This window comes from Micromonospora thermarum (assembly GCF_012034245.1).
GTDB lineage: Bacteria > Actinomycetota > Actinomycetes > Mycobacteriales > Micromonosporaceae > Micromonospora > Micromonospora thermarum.
Genome location: NZ_JAATEO010000005.1, coordinates 19,529 through 38,251 on the forward strand (window position 1 = coordinate 19,529; position 18,723 = coordinate 38,251).

11 protein-coding genes and 1 pseudogene are annotated in these 18,723 nt (G+C 74.6%); 3 read left to right on the forward strand and 9 right to left on the reverse strand.

Annotated features, from left to right (window positions below; genetic code table 11):
• Positions 1–38 precede the first annotated feature (38 nt).
• Together HCJ94_RS06275 and HCJ94_RS06280 are read right to left on the reverse strand one after the other, a co-directional pair.
• Positions 39–1,229 carry a sensor histidine kinase gene (locus tag HCJ94_RS06275; protein ID WP_168000020.1) on the reverse strand — a complete coding sequence of 397 codons (1,191 nt, stop codon included), beginning with the start codon at positions 1,227–1,229 and terminating at the stop codon, positions 39–41.
• Positions 1,226–1,894 (reverse strand): response regulator transcription factor, encoded by a 669-nt coding sequence (locus HCJ94_RS06280; protein ID WP_168000021.1) that lies wholly within the window; start codon positions 1,892–1,894, stop codon positions 1,226–1,228. Before HCJ94_RS06280 ends, HCJ94_RS06275 begins: the two co-directional genes overlap by 4 nt.
• A 128-nt stretch (positions 1,895–2,022) precedes the next feature.
• Here HCJ94_RS06280 and HCJ94_RS06285 point away from each other — a divergent pair, with 128 nt between their 5' ends.
• The gene (locus tag HCJ94_RS06285; protein ID WP_168000022.1) at positions 2,023–3,219 is read left to right on the forward strand and encodes a C39 family peptidase; all 1,197 of its coding nucleotides are present in this window, start codon (positions 2,023–2,025) and stop codon (positions 3,217–3,219) included.
• Between the two features lies 1 nt (position 3,220).
• Here the strand turns inward: HCJ94_RS06285 and HCJ94_RS06290 are convergent, their stop codons facing one another.
• Positions 3,221–4,507: an outer membrane protein assembly factor BamB family protein gene (locus tag HCJ94_RS06290; protein ID WP_168000023.1), complete on the reverse strand. Its 1,287-nt coding sequence runs from the start codon at positions 4,505–4,507 to the stop codon at positions 3,221–3,223.
• Positions 4,508–4,729: 222 nt separating this feature from the next.
• Here HCJ94_RS06290 and HCJ94_RS06295 point away from each other — a divergent pair, with 222 nt between their 5' ends.
• On the forward strand, positions 4,730–6,568 hold the full coding sequence (locus HCJ94_RS06295; RefSeq protein ID WP_373684206.1) for a DUF6311 domain-containing protein: 1,839 nt from the start codon (positions 4,730–4,732) through the stop codon (positions 6,566–6,568).
• A gap of 9 nt (positions 6,569–6,577) precedes the next feature.
• Here HCJ94_RS06295 and HCJ94_RS06300 read toward each other — a convergent pair whose 3' ends face one another.
• Together HCJ94_RS06300 and HCJ94_RS06305 are read right to left on the reverse strand one after the other, a co-directional pair.
• Positions 6,578–8,524, reverse strand: a complete 1,947-nt coding sequence (locus tag HCJ94_RS06300; protein ID WP_373684194.1) for a DUF6311 domain-containing protein — start codon at positions 8,522–8,524, stop codon at positions 6,578–6,580.
• Positions 8,524–10,449 carry a DUF6311 domain-containing protein gene (locus tag HCJ94_RS06305; protein ID WP_168000025.1) on the reverse strand — a complete coding sequence of 642 codons (1,926 nt, stop codon included), beginning with the start codon at positions 10,447–10,449 and terminating at the stop codon, positions 8,524–8,526. Before HCJ94_RS06305 ends, HCJ94_RS06300 begins: the two co-directional genes overlap by 1 nt.
• Positions 10,450–10,589: 140 nt before the next feature.
• Here HCJ94_RS06305 and HCJ94_RS06310 point away from each other — a divergent pair, with 140 nt between their 5' ends.
• Positions 10,590–11,783, forward strand: coding sequence for a hypothetical protein (locus HCJ94_RS06310; protein ID WP_168000026.1), 1,194 nt, complete (start codon positions 10,590–10,592; stop codon positions 11,781–11,783).
• 138 nt (positions 11,784–11,921) lie between these two features.
• Here the strand turns inward: HCJ94_RS06310 and dxs are convergent, their stop codons facing one another.
• The 4 genes and pseudogenes from dxs to HCJ94_RS06330 form a co-directional block, all read right to left on the reverse strand.
• Positions 11,922–13,874, reverse strand: coding sequence for a 1-deoxy-D-xylulose-5-phosphate synthase (gene dxs, locus HCJ94_RS06315; RefSeq protein ID WP_168000027.1), 1,953 nt, complete (start codon positions 13,872–13,874; stop codon positions 11,922–11,924).
• Positions 13,875–13,979: 105 nt separating this feature from the next.
• Positions 13,980–15,197: an anhydro-N-acetylmuramic acid kinase gene (locus HCJ94_RS06320; RefSeq protein WP_168000028.1), complete on the reverse strand. Its 1,218-nt coding sequence runs from the start codon at positions 15,195–15,197 to the stop codon at positions 13,980–13,982.
• A pseudogene (locus HCJ94_RS06325) lies at positions 15,194–16,475 on the reverse strand (class I SAM-dependent RNA methyltransferase). Before HCJ94_RS06325 ends, HCJ94_RS06320 begins: the two are co-directional and overlap by 4 nt.
• A complete protein-coding gene (locus HCJ94_RS06330; RefSeq protein ID WP_168000030.1) occupies positions 16,472–18,568 on the reverse strand; it encodes an APC family permease in 2,097 nt (698 codons plus the stop codon). The pseudogene HCJ94_RS06325 and the gene HCJ94_RS06330 overlap by 4 nt, the downstream one beginning before the upstream one ends.
• Positions 18,569–18,723: the final 155 nt, after the last annotated feature.

An 18,723-nucleotide genomic window follows, 5' to 3' on the forward strand; every position in this document is an offset into this window, starting at 1 on the left:
GATCGCAACCCCGTGGGGACACGACCCTCAGGTCGGCGTCACAGCGTCGCGTCGGGGTCCGGCCCGACGTCCGCCGCCGGCAGCGTCACCGTCACCTCCAGGCCGCCGCCGGGCTGGGCGATGGCGTTGACCGTGCCGCCGTGCGCGTCGCAGACGGCCCGCACGATGGAGAGACCGAGACCGGAGCCGCGGGCGCCGGTCCGCTCCCGGCCGCCCCGCCGGAACGGCTCGAACAGCCCCGGCACGTCGGCCTGGTCCACCTCGAAGCCCGTGTTGCCCACCACCAGCCAGGACCGCCGGCCGTCCGACCCGGTCCGTACCCAGAGCCGGCCGTGCAGGTGGTTGTAGCGGACCGCGTTCTCGATGAGGTTGCCGGCGAGCCGGTCGAGAAGCCCGGGGTCACCGACCACCGGCGCCGACTCCAGTGACGTCTGCACCCGCAGGCCGATGCGCTCCACCTCCCGGCGTACGGCCGACAGGGCGTTGGCGGTGCCGGCCGCCAGGTCGCACTCCGTGCGCCGGGCGAGGCGGCGGCCGGCCTGCGCCTCGCTGCGGGCCAGCACCAGCAGCGCGTCGACCAGCCCGTTGGCGCGTTCGGAGGCGTCCCGGACCACGGTGGCCATCCGGCGGTACTCGGCCGCGTCCGCCTCGTCGTCGCTGAGCGTGACGTCGATCTCGGTACGCATCACGGCGAGCGGGGTCCGCAGCTCGTGCGAGGCGTTGGCGACGAACCGCCTCTGCGCCTCGAAGGCGGCGGTGATGCGGTCCAGCATCGCGTCGAAGGTCTGCGCCAGCTCCGCCACCTCGTCGTCCGCCCCCGAGTATCCGATGCGCTGGTCGAGGGTGGTCTCGCCGAGCCGCCTGGCGGTGGCGGTCACCTGGTGCAGCGGGCGCAGCGCCCGGCCGGCGACCGCGTACGCGCCGGCCACCCCGACGACGCCGATCGCCAGCAGCGCGGCGAGTCCCTTCGCCAGCAGCTCCCGGCTCGCCGCGTCGACCAGTTGCCGCTGCCACTGCGCGGCGTCCAGGGAGCGGCCGTCGGCCAGCACCACCGTGGTGCCGGGGAGCAGCTCGTCGGTGGGGCGCAGCGCGTCGCGGACCAGCAACCACGCCAGCAGCACCAGGATGGCGCCGGCGCCCACCAGCAGGACGCCGTTGAGCAGCGTGAGCCGCAGTCGCAGGGTGGGCCGCAGTCGCAGGGTGGGCCGCAGCCGCCGGCTGCGCGTCATGACGCCGCCTCGGCGACGCGGTAGCCCGCGCCGACGACGGTCTCGATCAGCGGCGGATCGCCGAGTTTCTTCCGCAGCGTCATCACGGTGACCCGGACGATTGTGGTGAACGGGTCGGTGTTCGCGTCCCAGACGCGTTCCAGCAGCTCCTCGCTGGAGACGACCGCGCCGCGCGCCTTGAGCAGCTCGCAGAGGACGCCGAACTCCTTGTTGGTGAGGTCGACCGGCACGCCGCCCCGGGTGGCCACGCGGCGGGCCGGGTCGAGCACCAGGTCGGCCACCGCCAGCACCGGCGGGGCGGCGGGGGTGGCGCGCCGGCCGAGCGCCTGCACCCGGGCGACCAGCTCGTCGAACGCGAACGGCTTGGGCAGGTAGTCGTCGGCGCCCAGCCGCAGCCCCTCGACGCGGTCCGCGACCGTCCCGCTCGCCGTCAGCATCAGCACCCGGGTCAGCGCACCCGAGGCGGCCAGCTCGGCGCAGATCTGGTCACCGTGCACGCCGGGCAGGTCCCGGTCGAGCACCACCACGTCGTACCGGGTGACGAAGGCCATCTCGTGGCCGCTGTCGCCGTCGTACGCGACGTCCACCGCCATGCCGCGCTTGCGCAACCCCCGCGCGATCGCGTCGGCGAGGTTGCGCTCGTCCTCGACCACCAGTACCCGCATCCCGGCCTCCTCGCGCCCGACCACCCGACAACCTAGTGCCGGCCGCCAAGCCCGGCCCGCGCCGGGCACGGTTGCAGAAAACCTTCGGCGTACGCGATGCTGCCGGCACCGAGTTACCAAGGGGTGCCATGAGCGACAGGGTGGGGCGGGACGTCGCCTACCGCGGCTTCCACTTCCCGGCGGACCAGGGCCTCGGCACCGCCACCGGGCTGCGCGGCACGGACCGCGGCCTGGTGCTCGACGGCGGAGCGGACCGCGTGACGCACCGCCACCCGGACGGCCGGGTCCGGCGGTACGCGGTCGGGAGCTGGACCTCACCGCCGGTGCCGGCCGGGTTCGGGGTCCGCGAGGTGGTGCCGTCGTGGACGGCGGACACCCCCGGCGACGGCTGGCTCCGGGTCGAGCTGCGCGGCTGGCACGACGGCGCCCCGGCCACCCGGTGGTACGTGCTGGCCGAGTGGGCCGCCGACGACAGCGCCGTCCGCCGCACCTCGGTACCCGGACAGCGGGACGGTGCGGCCACCGTGGACACCGACACCCTGGTGCTGTCCACCACGGTGACCGGTTGGCAGGTCCGGGTGACCCTGCTCCGGCCCGAGGACGCGGCGTCCGGCCCGGTCCTGCGGACCGTCGGCGCGGTCGCGACCGGCCCGGTGCCCCGGCTCGAGGACAGCCACCCGGCACCGGCCGGGGCGGACGTCCCCGGCCCGGCCTGGGGCACCGTGCTGGACGTTCCCCGCTACTCCCAGCGCATCCACGCCGGCGCCCACCCCCAGTGGGCCGGCGGCGGCGACTCCTGGTGCAGCCCGACCTGCACGTCGATGGTGCTCGCGTACTGGGGCGCGGAACCAACACCCGAGCGGTACGCCTGGGTGACGCCGCCCGGCCCCCGGCCGGTGGTGGTGCACGCCGCCCGGCACTGCTTCGACCACGCGTACGCGGGCGCCGGGAACTGGCCGTTCAACACCGCGTACGCCGGGGTGCACGGGATGGACGCGTTCGTCACTCGACTCCGGTCACTGACCGAGGCGGAGGAGTTCGTCGCCGCCGGTGTCCCGCTGATCGTCTCGGCCTCGTTCCGCGCCAGCGAGGTGCCCGGGCTGGACTACGACACCGCCGGGCACCTCGTGGTGCTGGTCGGGTTCACCGCCGACGGCGACCCGGTGCTCAACGACCCGTACGCCCCGGACGACGAGGGCGTGCACCGCACCGTCGGCCGCCACGCGTTCGCCCGGGCCTGGCAGGCGGGCAGCGGCGGGGTCGCGTACGTCGTCCGCCCGCCCGAGGTGCCGCTGCCGGTGCCGCCGGCCCAGGCCAACTGGTGAGTCAGCGGCGCAGCCGCCACACGCCGAAGGAGGCGTCGGGCCGCCGGCACAGCACGCCTCCGACCACCGCCTGGCAGTCACCGGACGCCTCGGGCAGCACGTCGAGCATCCGGACGGTGGCCGCCGCCGCGTCGACCTCGGCGACGAGCAGCCCGCCGGCCGGGTGCGGGCGGACGGCGAGCCGCCGGGCCTCACCGGGCTCCCGCTGGACGAGTTCCCACCTGCCCAACTCGCTCCGGACCTGACCGGTGACCGGGTCGAGCACCGCCAGGTCCGCCGGTCCGGTGCCCGTTCCGGGGACCGGAACGACGACCACCGACCCGGGCGCCGCCCACGCCATCTCCCAGCCCGGTCGGGCCCACAACTGACGGCCGGTCGCCGGGTCCAGCGCCCACAGCGTCCCGGGGCGTGTCTGACCGCAGATCACGCCGCCGCAGTCCAGCACGTACGCCGCGTCCGGCACCGTCGCCCGCCACCGACGGTCCAACCGGTCGACCCCGTACGCCGTCATCACGGAAGGCGTACCCGCGATCGTCAAGAGCAGGTCCCCCACCACCTGGGTGGAACGGTACGGCCGCTCGGCGGTGGACCACAGGTCGGCCGCGGCGAGGACCGCGCCGGTGGCGGCGTCCCGCACCTCGACCGGCCCTCGCGGGTCGCTGAGGACCACCCGGTCCATGCCGGCGGGGGTGAACCGGTACCCGACCTCTCCCGCCGGCACGTCGACCGTCCACCGCGGCGTGCCGCAACAGGGGTCGACGGCGCGCAGGACGCCCCGGCCCGCACGGCCGAAGTCCTCCAGCAGCAGGCCGCCGCCGGCCACCTCCAGCGCCGCGCCGGGCTGCTGCCAGCGGTACGCGCCGGTCGCCGTATCCAGCGCGACGGTGACCGTGCCGCGGCCCTCGGGCGGCTCCTCGTACCCGCTGACCAGCAGCAGGTCCCCACGAACGGACAGTCCCCAGAACCGGCCGTCCACCGGCACCGGCGCCCGCCACGCCGGTTCACCGCCGGGCAGCCGGTACGCCGCCACCGACCGCGGCGTCCGCTCCCGGGTGGGCGGATCCAGGACGAGCAGCAGGTTCCCGGCGACGAGCCGGTCGACGCCGAGCCGGGCCGGCACGACGACGGCGACCCGGCCGGGCGGCGGAGTGGCGGCGGCCAGCGTGAGCAGGGCGAGCAGCAGCACGGCGAGGAAGCCCGGCAGTCGGTTGGCGGCGGGCCGGGACCGGCGGGCGGGGGGCTCGGGTTGCTCGGCGTCGCGCAGGTCACCCAGGTCGATCAGGGTCATCCGACACCCCTCCCGGCGGCCGTTCCCGCCGGATCCCGGACGGGCCTGCGGCGATGGAAGCGTATGCGCAGCAGGTCCGTCCAGTCCGTCCGGTCCCGGCACGCCGACACGCGCGACGCGAGGCGACGGGGCGGCGCGAATCACCGCCCCGGCAAACCGGCCAGGGGCGCACGGGCTCGGCAATTCCGGTGGATCCCACCTGTACGATGGCGCGTCGTGGCCGTGCCGGTGGTTGATCCCTCATTGAAGACCGTTACCGAACCCGCCGCGGCGCAGTCGCCGCGACGGGCCAGGTGGCGGCCCGCCCGCGCCGACGTGCTGGCCGTCGGCGTCTACGTCGCGCTCGGCGTGCTGGTCTGCCTCAACTACTGGGTGGACGTGCAGAACCGGGTCTCCTCGCACCTGCCGACCGACCACAGCTGGTTCGAGTGGCTGTTCTCGCACGGGGCGTACTCGGTGCGGCACCTGGAGAACCCCCTCTTCACCAGCCGCCAGAACGCCCCGGACGGGGTCAACATGATGGCGAACACGTCGCTGCTCGGGGTGACCCTGCCGCTGGCGCCGCTGACCATGCTGGTCGGCCCCCAGGTGATGTACGCGCTCTACCTCGGCGCCGCGCTCTCGGCCACCGCCGCCACGTCGTACTGGGTGCTGTCCCGCCACCTGGTGCGGTCGCGGGCGGCGGCGTTCGTCGGTGGCGCGTTCCTCGGCTTCGCGCCCGGCATCGTGCACCACGCCAACGGCCAACCCAACTTCGTCTCCAACTTCCTGCTCCCGCTGATCGTGCTGCGGGTGATGCGGTTGGGCGAGCCGGGCCGCTGGCGGCGCAACGGTGTCGTGCTCGGCCTGCTGGTCGCGTACCAGATCTTCATCAACGAGGAGATGCTGCTGCTGACCGCGCTGGCCTGCCTGGTCGTCGTCGTCGCGTACGCGGTGATGCGGCCCCGGGCCGCGTGGCGGCAGGCCGGCACCTTCGCCGCCGCGCTCGGCACCGGCGGTGGGCTGGCGCTGCTGCTCACCGCGTACCCGATCTGGTTCCAGTTCAACGGCCCGCAGTCCTACCGCGGCCTGCAGGGCGGGGTCTTCCACAACTGGGGCGAGGACCTGAAGGCGTTCGTCACCTTCCCCCGGGACACGATCGCCGGCGACGAGGCCGTGGAGCAGACGATCGGGCTGACCGAGCAGAACACCTGGTTCGGCTGGCCGCTGGTCGTGCTGGCGGCGGTGGCCCTGGTGCTGCTGGTCGCCCGGTCCCTGGTCGTCCGCATCCTGGCCGTGCTGGCGGTGCTCTTCACGGTGGCGTCGCTCGGCCCGAAGATCCGCTTCGACGGTGTCGAGACCGAGACCGACGGCCCGTGGGCGTACATCCCGGACGACGTGCCGCTGGTCGAGATGATGATGCCGACCCGGCTGAGCCTGGTGGTGGTGGCCGCCGTCGGCGTCCTGCTCGCCGTGGCCTGGGAGGCGGTGTCCGGCGCGGGCAACCCGCCGGTGCCCGCCCCCCGCACCGGCGAGGGCACCCCGTCGGCCCGGCGGCGCTGGCTGCGCCCGGTCGGGTACGCGGCCATCGCACTCGCCGTCCTGCCGCTGCTCCCGCGTCCGCTGCCCGCCCAGCCGGTGGAGCCGCCGCCGCACTTCATCAGCGCGGGCGGCTGGCGCCCGTACGTGCCGGAGGGCCGGACGCTGGTGCCGGTGCCGATCCCGAGCAACGTGCACGGCCTGCCCACGCTGCGGTGGAGCGCGCTGACCCAGCAGGCGTTCCCCATCCCCGGCGGCTACTTCATCGGCCCCAACGAGAAGGGCGAGGGCGTCTTCGGCGCGCCGAACCGCCCGACCAGCACGCTCGTCTACACGACGATGGACCGGAACGCCACGCCGAACATCACCGACGAGCACCGCCGGCAGGCGGTCGAGGACCTGCGGTTCTGGCGGGCCTCGGTGGTGGTCCTCGGCGCCCACCCCCGGGAGGCGGTGCTGCGCGACCTGATGACCGCCCTGCTCGGCCCGCCCCAGCGGGTCGACGACGTCTGGCTCTGGGACGTCCGCCCCCTCGTGGCGTGAGCGGCGACGTCAGTCGACCAGCGGGCGGACGTCCCACACCCACGCGCCGTCGACCTCCCGGCCCGGACCGAGCAGCGCGTCGAGCGTCTGCTTGACCGGGTAGCCCAGGTGCAGTCCACCCTGGACGACGACGGCGGCACGCCAGTGCCGCAGGTCCTCGACCGCCTGCCGGCGCTCGACGTCGGTCACGGTCGGCACCTCGCCCGTCTCGGCGACCCGGCGCAGCAGCACCGACGTGGGGCGGTCCGGGGCGCCCCAGCGGGCGGTCGGGTCGTCCGCCGCGGTCGGGCCGATGAAGAACCCGCCCGGGGCGTCGAAAGCCAGGCCGGTGCGCGCCGACCAGAGCATCCCCTGGCTCGCCCCGGCGCCGGTCACCGGCGGCACGGGCACGACGGTCCGACCGGGCGGCACGTACGCCCGCCAGCCGCCGTCGGCGACGAAGGCCGGCACCGGCCAGACCGGCAGGGTCCGGATCGGCGTGGGGACCAGCGGAAGCAGCGCGGCCGCGACCGCGCCGACCCAGAGCAGCCGTACCGGCACGGCCGGCCGGGCGCCCGGCTCCGACCCGGAGCCGGACCCGCCACCGCCGGCCGGCTCCGGACCAGCGCCGGCCGCTCCGGGACCGGCATCGCCGGGGCCGCCGCCGGCCGGCTCCGCGGCGCCGTCCGGCCGTCCGGGTGCGGCGGTGGCCGCGCGGACCCGATCCGTCGCGAGGGCGAGCAGGATGCCGAGGACCGGCACGCAGACCAGGGCCAGGCGGGCGGGCACCGCGAGGTCGAGCAGGGGTACGCCGAGGAGCAGCCGGTACGGCCCGGGCAGCCCGGTCGACTCGCCGTCGAGGCGTACCTCGGCACCGAGCGACAGCAGCGCGAACAGCACGCCGCAGGCGGCGAGGGCCCGGACCAGCGGCCGGCGCCGGAGCCAGACCACGGCGACCACGGCGAGGACGAGCAGGCCCGGCCCGAAGAAGGAGTTCTCCTCGGTCGGGTTGGGGGCGAGCAGCCCGGGCACGTACCCGTCGCCGAGGACCGTCTGCCGCGCCGAGGCGGTGTAGGAGGCCAGGTCGAGCTGGAACGTGTCGGCGTGGAAGGGCATCCCCTGGTAGTGGCCCGGGCCGGCGAACTGGAACCACAGCGGGTACGCCAGCAGCGGCGACGCCACCGCCACGCCCACGCCGAGCCGGCCGAGCAGGGCGGGCACCGCGGCGCGCGCCGCCCCCGGATCCGCGGCGGCGTACGCCAGCACGAACACCCCGGCGGCGAGCGCGAGGAAGAGCAGCACCTCCTCGCCGAGGAACGCCTGGTACGCCACGAGGAGGCCGAGCCACACCCCGGGCCGGACGACGCGGCGGCGATCGGCGGGGAACACCGCCGCCACGATCGCGGGCACCAGGAACTGGGCCGCCATGTGCAGGTGCGCGCCCGCCTGGGCGACCATGCCGGGGGCGAAACCGCAGACCAGGCCGCCCAGTGCCGCGGCCACCCGGGAGTCGACGAACCGGCGGCGCAGCAGCACGTACCAGGCGGTCGCGGTGCCGGCGAGGCAGACCGTCACCGCCACCAGGAACGCCACCTGCGACCCGAGGAGCAGGGTGACCGGGGTCAGTGGCACCCCCAGCCCCAGCACCGAGGTGTTGGCCATCAGGTTGACGCCGTCCGGGGCGTTGAGCGCCGTGGCGTACAGCGGGTTCTCCCCGTCGACCACGGCCCGCGCCGCGCGGGCCAGCATCCACTCGAACAGGATCTGGTCGCCGGCCTGGTGGAACAGCCGGTCCGGCCGGCCCCACTGCCGCGTGGTGAGCAGCGCCGCGAGGGCGACGTAGCCGGCGACCACCAGGACGTCCGGGGTCCACACGGGCAGCCGGGAGCGCCCGACCGGTCGAGTGCCGGCGGGGACCCACGCCGACAGCCGGAAACGTCCGTCCGCTCGGGTGCCGGCCGTCGTCCGGACCGACATCAGGCCGCCGGGTCGGTCAGCGCACGGACGTCCCAGATCCAGACGTCCAGCTCCCGGCGGCCCGGGCCGACCAGTTGCTCGACGGTCTGGCGCAGCGGCTCGGCGTGGTGCTGGTCCACCGGGAGCACCAGGATCGCGGCCCGCCAGTACCGGAGGTCGTCCAGCGAGCGCCGGCGCTGCCGGTCGTCCAGCTTCGGCGTACGCCCGGTGGTGGCGACCTCCTCCAGCAGCGGCCCGATGCCGCTGGGCCGGCCACCGAAGCGGCCCGGGTCGCCGGTGTTGCCGTTGCGCGGGGCCAGGAAGTAGCCACCGGGGATCTTGAAGTCGAGGTTGGTCGAGGCGGCCCAGCGCATGCCGTGGGTGTTGCCCATGTTCGGCACCGGGATCGGCACCAGCGTCTGGTTCGGACCGACGTAGCCGCGCCACCGGTCGGCGGTGATGAAGTCGGGCACGGCCGGTCGCGACGTCACCTGCAGCGGCATGGGCGCGATCGGCAGCAGCGCGAGGACCAGCCCGGCGGCGGTGAGCGTCCGCAGGGTACGCCGTTCCACCGGCAGCGTGCGGGAGCGCTCGACGGCGAACGCGAGCAGCAGCCCGACCACCACGGACGTGATGAGACCGAACCGGGTCGGCACGACCGCGTCCAGCAGCGGCAGCCGGACCAGCCACTCCCAGGGCCCGACGACGATCTCCCGGTCCCACCACGAGACCCGCTCGCCGAGGGACAGCACCGCGAAGAACACCCCGGTCACCGCGAGCGCCCGGACCACCACCTCGTGCCGCAGCCACAGCACGATGCCGACGGCGATGAGGGCCAGGCTCCACCCGAAGAAGGCGTTCTCCTCCGAGTAGTTCGGAGCGAGGTTGACGTTGGCCCGCTGATGGCCACCGAGGGTGGGCGACCCCGGGGCGACGAAGGCGGCGATGTCGTTGCCGTAGTCACGTACGGCGTCACTGAGACCGTGGTACGCCATCGGCCCGGCGAACTGGACGTACAGCGGGTACGCCAGCAGCGACCCGGCCACGACGGTGCAGGTCACGAGCGCCTTCGCCAGGGGACGCCAGGCCGCCGACCACAGCGCCGGACGCTGGGCCACCACCGCGGTCAGGAACACCCCGCAGGCCAGGGCGGTGAAGAGCAGGATCTCCTCGTTGATGAACGCCTGGACGGTCACCAGCAGGGCCAGCAGCGCGCCGTCGCGGTACGGGCGGCGCGAGCGGGTGATGACCAGCACCCGCCACACGATGAACGGCAGCAGGAACTGGCTGATGATGTTGGGGTGCCAGTTGGCGTGCGACAGCATCGCCGGCGAGAAGCCGCAGAACCAGCCGCCGACGGCCGCCGCCAGGCGACTGTGGACGACGTGCCGGGAGAGGACGACGTACCAGGCGGTGGCGGTGCCGGCGAGAGCGAGCGTCACCAGCAGCACGAACGTCACCGCCGGGCCGAAGAGGAGGGTCACCGGCACCATCGGGATGCCCAGGGCGAGGATGGCCGTGTTGGCCATCAGGTTGACGCCGTCCGGGTAGTTGAACTGCTCGGTGAAGAACGGGAACTCGCCGTGCAGCACCACGCGCACCGAGTGGGCCAGGAAGAACTGCACCTGGGCGGGGTCGCTGCTGTAGAGCGCGGCCACCCGGCCGGACGGGTCGGCCCAGATCCGGCTGGTCACCCACAGCGCGGCGAGCAGGAACCCACCGACCACCGTGAGGTGCTGCCGCCGGGGAGTCCACGGCGGCAGCCGGCGGAGCAGGGGGACACCGGAGGCGGGCGGCGGCGCCGGTGCGGTCACCGCTGCGGTACGTCCGTTCACCGTGGCGCCGCCGGCGCCGGCCGCGCCGTCCACGTCGAGGGCGAGCGGATCGGCGCCGGCCGGGGCGGCGGATTCCCGGTCGGATTCGGCGCGGGTGTCGGCAGGCGTCACAGTCGGCGGAGTCTACCCGAGCGGGTAAATCACACCAAAGTCACCGGAGGGTCCCATGTGGGCGGTGAACGGGCCCGGCGCGGCATCTCGTACTATGGCGCTTCGCAGACGACGCCGAGGCGACCGAGGGGGGCGTACAGGTGGCTCCAGCTCGCCGGCCCGGCCGGATGGCCGCCGCCCTGCTGGCCCTGGTGACGGCCGTGACCGCCTGCGGTCCGGTCGCCGGCCGGCAGCCGGGAGACCTGCGGGCGGGGTACGACAGCCGGGACGGCTCGCTCACCGTCTGGCCGGCGCGGGGCGGCCTCGCCGGGGACGCGGAGGTGACGGCGGCCGTGACCGCCGCGGTCCGCGACTGGCGGTCACCCATCGACGACCGGGTGCACCTGCCCTCCTCGGGCATCCTCTGGGCCGGTGAGGTCGACGGGGCGCCGCTGGCCCTGGTCGCCGGGAGCGTGCCCGGCGAGAGCGCCTCCTGGCTGCTCCAGGTCACGACGCGGGACGGGCGGTACGCCGTCACCCACGCCACCGAGTACACCGATCCCGGCTACCTGGTCTACTCCGACGTGCTGCCGGTACGCACCGTCGAGGGGCGGCGCTACCTGGTGTCCGCCCGGGTCCAGCGGCTGCTCGGCCCGGACGGCCGCGCCCTCGCGGTCGCCGACGGCCTGAGCGCCCCGGTCACCGTGCCGGCGTGCGCCGCGGTACCGGTGACCGCCACCCTGCGCGCCACCGAGTCCCTGCCCCGGGGCCGGGCAACCGACCGGCTCCTCGACCTCGGCACCGGCACGGAGGCGCCGCGGTACCCGCTGGTACGCGACGAGACGGGCTCCGGCCGGCGCGCCCTCACCGGGCTGGACACCTGCGCGCTGGCCGGCGAGGACGGGCCGTTCGGCAGCGTCCGGCGGCGGGTCGGTGACCGGGAGTCCCAGGGCTCGGTGCCGGCGTCCTGGCCGATGACGAAGCTGGCCGTCCGCACGGTGGGCGAGGTCGCGGTGGGCGGCGGCCAGCCGGGCGAGGTGCAGCAGCTGACCTGGGAGACGGCCGACGGCACGATGACAGCCGTGGTGTACCGGCCGGCCGGGGGTACGCCGGTGGCGTCACCCGCCGACCGGGCCGCGCCGTTGCAGGCGTACGTGCTGCCGCTGCCCGGTCAGCCGCTGGCCGTGCTGACCTGGCGACCGAACGGGGCGACCTCGCTGTCGATCCCGCCGGGCACACCGCGCCTGGTCGACCGCCCCGGCCTGGCCGTCCTCCCCCTCGGCGAGGACCGCCTGACGGTAAGCCTGGCCACCGCCGACAAGACCCACTACCGCTCCCTGACAGCCCCGAGGTAGCCCCTCCCGCCCCCTCCCCCGCGATCTTGCACTTTCTGCCCTGGCATACCGGGCGAACCCACTCATTCCAAGGGCCGAAACTGCAAGATCGGCGCGGGCGGGTGGGCGGGTGGGCGCCCGCCGTCGGGAGAGCGAGGATCAGTTCTGGGCTGCGGCGTCGTCCGTGGCGATGACCGGCTCGACGGTCTCGACGTCGAGGCGGGAGATCCAGCCGGTGACGTCGCGGGCCACGTTCTGGGCGGTCAGGCCGAGGTCGGCGAGGATCTGCGCGCGGGTGCCGTGCGGGTGCCAGCCGGCCGGCACGCCCAGGTCCTTCAGCGGCACCTGGACGTCGGCGTCCCGCATGGCCTGGGCGAGCGCGTCACCGACGCCGCCGACCCGGACGCCGTCCTCGACGGTGACCACGAGCCGGTGCGCGGCGGCCAGCTCGACCAGTTCGGCCGGGACCGGCCGGACCCAGCGCGGGTCGACCACGGTGACGCCGTAGCCCTGCTCGGCGACCCGGGTGGCGACCTCCATGCCGAGCTGGCCGAAGGAGCCGACCGCGACGAGCAGCACGTCGGTGCGCGCCGACTCGGCGAGCACGTCGACCGGACCGACCCGGCGCAGCGCCGGCAGGTCGGCGACGACGGCGCCGGTCGGGAAGCGGACGATGGTCGGCCCGTCGTCGACGGCGACCGCCTCGCGCAGCTCCTCGCGGAGGGTGGCGGCGTCCCGGGGGGCGGCGATGCGCAGGCCCGGCACCACGCCGAAGACGGACATGTCCCAGATGCCGTAGTGGCTCGGCCCGTCCGGGCCGGTGATCCCGGCGCGGTCGAGCACGAACGTCACCGGCAGCTTGTGCATCGCCACGTCCAGCAGGACCTGGTCGAACGCCCGGTTGAGGAAGGTCGCGTAGACCGCGACCACCGGGTGCAGGCCGCCCATCGCGAGGCCGGCGGCCGAGGTGGCGGCGTGCTGCTCGGCGATGCCCACGTCGTACACCCGGTCGGGGTGCTTGCGGGCGAGCTTGGCGATGCCGGTCGGCTCGGCCATGGCGGCGGTGATGCCGACCACGTCGGGCCGCTCGTCGGCGATCGCCACCAGCTCGTCGGCGAACACGTGGGTCCACTTCACCGACGGCGCGGCGACCAGCTGACCCGTCTCGACATCGAAGGCACCACCCGGGCCGTGCAGGCAGTCGGCCTCGTCCTCCTCGGCCGGGCGGTAGCCGTACCCCTTGCGGGTGACGGCGTGCACGATCACCGGGCCACCGAAGTTCTTCGCGGCGCGCAGCGCGCCCTCGACGGCGGCGACGTCGTGCCCGTCGACCGGGCCCACGTACTTGATGCCGAGGTCCTCGAACATCGCCTGCGGGGCGACCGCGTCCTTGATGCCCTTCTTGACGGCGTGCAGCACCTCGTACATCGGCTTGCCGACCAGCGGGGTCGAGCCGAGGGCCTCCTTGACGGTGTCGAGCACCTTCTCGTAACCGGGGTTGAGCCGCAGTGACGAGAGGTGGTCGGCGAGGCCGCCGATGGTCGGCGAGTACGACCGGCCGTTGTCGTTGACCACGATCACGAGGGGGTTGCCGGCGGTGGCGATGTTGTTCAGCGCCTCCCAGCACATGCCCCCGGTCAGGGCGCCGTCGCCGACCACGGCGACCACCGCGCGCGACTCGCCGCGCAGGGCGTACGCCTTGGCGAGGCCGTCCGCGTACGACAGGGCGGTGGAGGCGTGCGAGTTCTCGATCAGGTCGTGCTCGCTCTCGGCCTGGCTCGGGTAGCCGGAGAGCCCGCCGCGCTGGCGCAGCTTGTCGAAGCCGGCCTGCCGGCCGGTGAGGATCTTGTGCACGTACGCCTGGTGCCCGGTGTCGAACAGGAGCCGGTCCCGGGGGGAGTCGAAGACCCGGTGCAGGGCGAGGGTGATCTCCACCACGCCCAGGTTCGGGCCGATGTGCCCGCCCGTGCGGGAAACCTTGGCGACCAGGAAGTCACGGATCTCGGCGGCGAGGATGCCCAACTGCTCGGTGGACCTCCGCTTGACGTCCTGCGGACCGCTCACGGCGGCCAGCAGCCCGGCGTGGTGGGCCGTGTCCTGTTCAACACTCATGACCGGAGAGTCTATCGGCCGCGCGACACTCCGCAGCCCGGCCCGGATCCTCCCAGGTCGGCGCCGGGCACGGCCACGCCCGGGGTCGCCGCCCTGAGCGCCCGGTCAGGCGCGGACCCGCAGCCGGCGCGGCGGCCGGGCCGGGCCGGCGCCGTACGCCGGGCCGGCGGGCGCCCAGGAGCCCAGCACGGCGGCCCGGGCGGCGCCGGTCACCGACGGCAGGGCGCCGGGCAGCCCGTGCCAGGAGAGCCAGCCCAGGATGGCGAAGGCGTACGCCTCCTTCGCCTGCGCCGGGATGCCCAGTTCGTCGGTGGTCCGCAGCCGCCACCGGCCCGCCCCGAGCGCGGCGATCCGGGCGGTCAGTGTGGGATTGCGCACTCCCCCGCCGGCCGCGACCACCTCGACGACACCGTGCCGGTCGCACTCGTCGGCGACCACCCGCGCGGTCAGCTCGGTGAGCGTCGCGAGCAGGTCGTCGACCGGCACCGGTTCGCCGAGGGCGGCGATCCGGTCGTCCAGGTAGCCGGCGTGGAACAGCTCCTTGCCGGTCGACTTCGGCGGGGACGCCGCGTAGTAGGGCTCGGCGAGCAGCAGGTCCAGCAGGCCGGTGTGCACGCGTCCGGCCGCCGCCACGGCGCCGTCGAGGTCGCACGGCCGGCCGAGGAAGCGGCGGGCGGCCGCGTCGAGCAGCGCGTTGGCGGGCCCCACGTCGTACCCGAGGACGGGCGCGCCCGGAGCGACCACCGTGAGGTTCGCGATGCCGCCCAGGTTGAGGGCCGCGCGCGGGGCACCGCCGGTCTCCTCCGGGTCCGGGGTCGACGTCCGGGCGCGGTCGGGCGGTGCCGTCGGCACCGGCCCGAGCAGCAGGGCGTCGAAGGCCGGCACCAGCGGCGCGCCCTGACCGCCGGCCGCGACGTCCGCCGAGCGCAGGTCGCTGAGCACGGGTACGCCCACCCGGGCGGCCACGCGCGCCGGCGCGCCCAGCTGGAGGGTGCCCCGGACCACGCCGCGCTCGACCCAGTGGAAGACCGTCTGCCCGGGCGACACGACCGCGTCCACGGCACCGCCGGCCAGCTCGACACCGACCGCCGCCGCCTCGGCGAAGACCTCACCGAGCCGGTTGTCCAGCCGGCAGACCGCCTCGATGGTGGTGGCCGCGGGCGGCAGCAGCGCCCCGATCTCGGCCCGCAGCCCGTCGTCGTAGTCGATGCCCCGGTGCCCGAGCGGCGTCAACCAGAGCGTGTCCCCGTCGAGGATGAACTCGGCGGCGACCACGTCCACCCCGTCGTACGACGTCCCCGACATCAACCCGACGATCTTCACCGGGCCAGGCTAGCGGGGGCCCGGCTCCGCGACCGGACCGACTCGGCCGGACGGCAGCAGCAGCCCCACCAGCTCCACGTGCTGCGTCATCGGGAACAGGTCGAAGCCGCGCAGGTCGGCCAGCCGCCAGCCCAGCCCGGCGAAGGTGCGCACGTCCCGGGCGAAGGCGGCCGGGTCGCAGGCCACGTACGCCACGGCTCGCGAACCGGCGTCGGTCACCGCCCGCACCACCCGGGCCCCCGCCCCGGACCGGGGCGGGTCGAGCACCACCAGGTCCACCGGACCGGTGACCCGCCGGCGGGCCAGCACGGCCTCCACCCGGCCCGGCACGATCCCGACCTGGGGCAGGTCGCGCAGGTTCTCCCGGGCGGCGGCGATCCCCGCCCCGGCGGCCTCGACCAGGGTGACCCGCCCGCTCTCGCCGACCCGACCCGCGAGCGCCGCGGCGAACAGGCCGGCGCCGCCGTACAGGTCCCAGGCCGTCTCGCCCGGCAGCGGCGCCAGCTGCGCCAGCACCGCCTCCACCAGGGTGTCGGCCGCCGCCGGGTGGACCTGCCAGAACGACGACGCGGGCAGCGTCCACCGGCGGCCGACGGCGTGCTCGCGGACCCGCTCCGGCCCGCTCACCGGCCGGGGCACCCCGTCGGCGAGGGCGGTCACCGACACGTCCCCGCCGGTCGAGGCGACCGTCTCGACGGCGTCCGCGTCCGGCCACCGGGTGCCGGTGGACGTGAGCACCGGCAGCGTCTGGATCGCCGGGTGGGCGATCAGGCACCGGTCGATCGGCACCACCTCGTGCGAGCGGTGCTTGAGCAGACCGGCGCGGCCGGCGGCGTCGACCGCGTACCGGACCCGGGAGCGCCAGCCCAGCGGACCGCCCGGCAGCGGCGCGATCCGGATGCCCAGCGTGTCCAGCTCCGCGTCGGTCAGCCCGCCGAGTCGGTTGAGCTGCTCGCGGACCACCGCCGCCTTCCAGTCGAGCTGGGCCTGCGGCGCCATGTGCTGGAGGTCGCAGCCGCCGCAGCGGCCGGGCTTCGCGTACCGGCAGGGCGGCTCGACCCGCTCCGGGGCCGCCGTCAGCACCGTCACCGCGTCGGCCCGGACGAACCCGCGGTGCACCTCGGTGACCTCGGCCACCACGCGTTCCCCGGGCAACGCGTGCCGGACGAACACCACCTGGCCGTCGACGCGGGCGACGCAGTGCCCGCCGGGCGCGACCGCCCCGACGGTCAGCTCGACCCGCTCGGCCTCCTCCAGCCCGCGGCCGTCGCCGGTCACCGGCTGCCCCCGCCCGCCGGTTCGTCGCCACCGCCCGAGCGGCCGGAGCTCTCCCCGGGTGGGGCGGAGACCACCGGCGGAACGGTCGGCGGCAGGGTGCCGCGGGGCGCCACCCGGGGCCCGCGGGCCGGGGTACGGCTGAGCGTGGCGTCGAGCCGGTCCAGGTTCTTGTTCGCGGTCGAGGCGAGCTGCCACGGCACGCTGGTCACCATCACCCCCGGCTCGAAGAGCAGCCGCCCCTTGAGCCGCAGTGCGCTCTGGTTGTGCAGCAGGTTCTCCCACCAGCGACCGACGACGTACTCCGGGATGAAGACGGTGACGACGTCGCGGGGCGACTCCCGGCGGACGTCGGCCACGTAGTTGAGGATCGGCCGGGTGATCTCCCGGTACGGCGAGTCGATCACGGTCAGCGGCACCGGCACGTTCCGCCGTTCCCACTCGGCCTGCAACTGCCGGGTGTCCTTGTCGTCGACGTTGACCGTGACGGCGGTCAGGCTGTCCGGCCGGGTGGCCTGCGCGTACGCGATCGCCCGCAGCGTGGGCTGGTGCACCTTGCTGACCAGCACGACGGCGTGGTTGCGGGCGGGCAGCACCGGCCGCCCCTCGTCCGGGACCAGCTCGACCGCGACGCGGTCGTAGTGCCGCCGGATGGAGATCATCACTCCGTAGATCACCGCCATCGCGGCGATGGAGATCCAGGCGCCATGGGTGAACTTGGTAGCCAGCACCAGGATCAGGACGAAGCCCGTCATCAGCGCCCCGAACCCGTTGATGAGCCGGGCACGCCGCATCCGGGAACGCTGCACCCGGTCGCGCTCGGTACGGAGCAACCGGTTCCAGTGCCGCAGCATGCCGGTCTGGGACAGGGTGAACGACACGAACACCCCGACGATGTAGAGCTGGATCAGCCGGGTGACCTCGGCCTCGAACGCCACGATCAAGACCATCGCCATGCCGGCGAGGAAGATGATGCCGTTGGAGAACGCCAGCCGGTCGCCGCGCGTGTGCAGCTGGCGGGGCAGATAGCGGTCCTGGGCAAGGATCGAACCGAGCACCGGGAAGCCGTTGTAGGCGGTGTTCGCGGCCAGCACCAGAATCAGCGCGGTGACCGTGAGCACGAAGTAGAAGCCGACCGGAAAGTGGTCGAAGATCGTTGCCGCGAGCTGGGCGGTCACGGTCGGCTGGATGTAGCCCGGAGCCACCCCCACGATCTGCTCGGCGGGACTCTCCACGTACTGCAGGCCGGTCATCCGGGCCAGCGCGATGATGCTCAGCATCATGGCCGCCGAGATCACGCCCAGCAGGAGGAGCGTGGTCGCGGCGTTCCGGCTCTTCGGCGCCTTGAAGGCCGGCACCCCGTTGGAGATCGCCTCGACGCCGGTCAACGCGGCCGAACCCGATGAGAAGGCCCGGACCAGCAGGAAGACCATCGCGAATCCGGCCAGCGACTCCTCGGCCCGGATCGTGTAGTCCGCGCTTTCCGCCCGGAGCTCCTCGCCGAGCACCACGATGCGGAAGAGCCCCCATCCGACCAACGCGAAGATGCCGACGATGAACGCGTACGTCGGGATGGCGAACAGCACTCCGGACTCCCGCACCCCGCGGAGGTTCATCGCGGTGAGCAGCAACACGGTGCCGATCGCGAAGGCCAACTTGTGCTCGCCCACGAACGGGATGGCGGAGCCGAGGTTCTCCATGCCGGCGGACACCGACACCGCCACGGTCAGCACGTAGTCGACGAGCAGCGCACTGGCGACCACAAGCCCGAAGCGGCGGCCCAGGTTGACCGTGGCGACCTCGTAGTCGCCTCCGCCGGAGGGGTAGGCGTGCACGTTCTGCCGGTAGCTGGCGACCACGGTGACGAGGACCAGCACCACGCAGATGGCGATCCACGGCGCGTAGCTGTAGAAGGCGGCCCCGGCGATGGAGAGCGTCAGCAGGATCTCCGCCGGCGCGTACGCCACGCTGGAGAGCGGGTCGGAGGCGAAGACGGGCAGGGCGATGCGCTTTGGCAGGAGGGTGTGCTGGAGCCGGTCGGACCGGAACGGTCGACCGACGAGCAGCCGCTTCAGCAACGAGGTGGGTCTGGCCACAACCGCCAAGAGTACGACCACGCGGATCGCCACGTGGGGGTGGCCGACCACGGACAGGTCAACCGACGGAGTACCGTCGGTCCGCGCCCGCGCCGGGAACGTGGCAGGCTCGCAGACGACCGCTCACCGGTCGGAGCGGGTGCGGACTCTGAGGA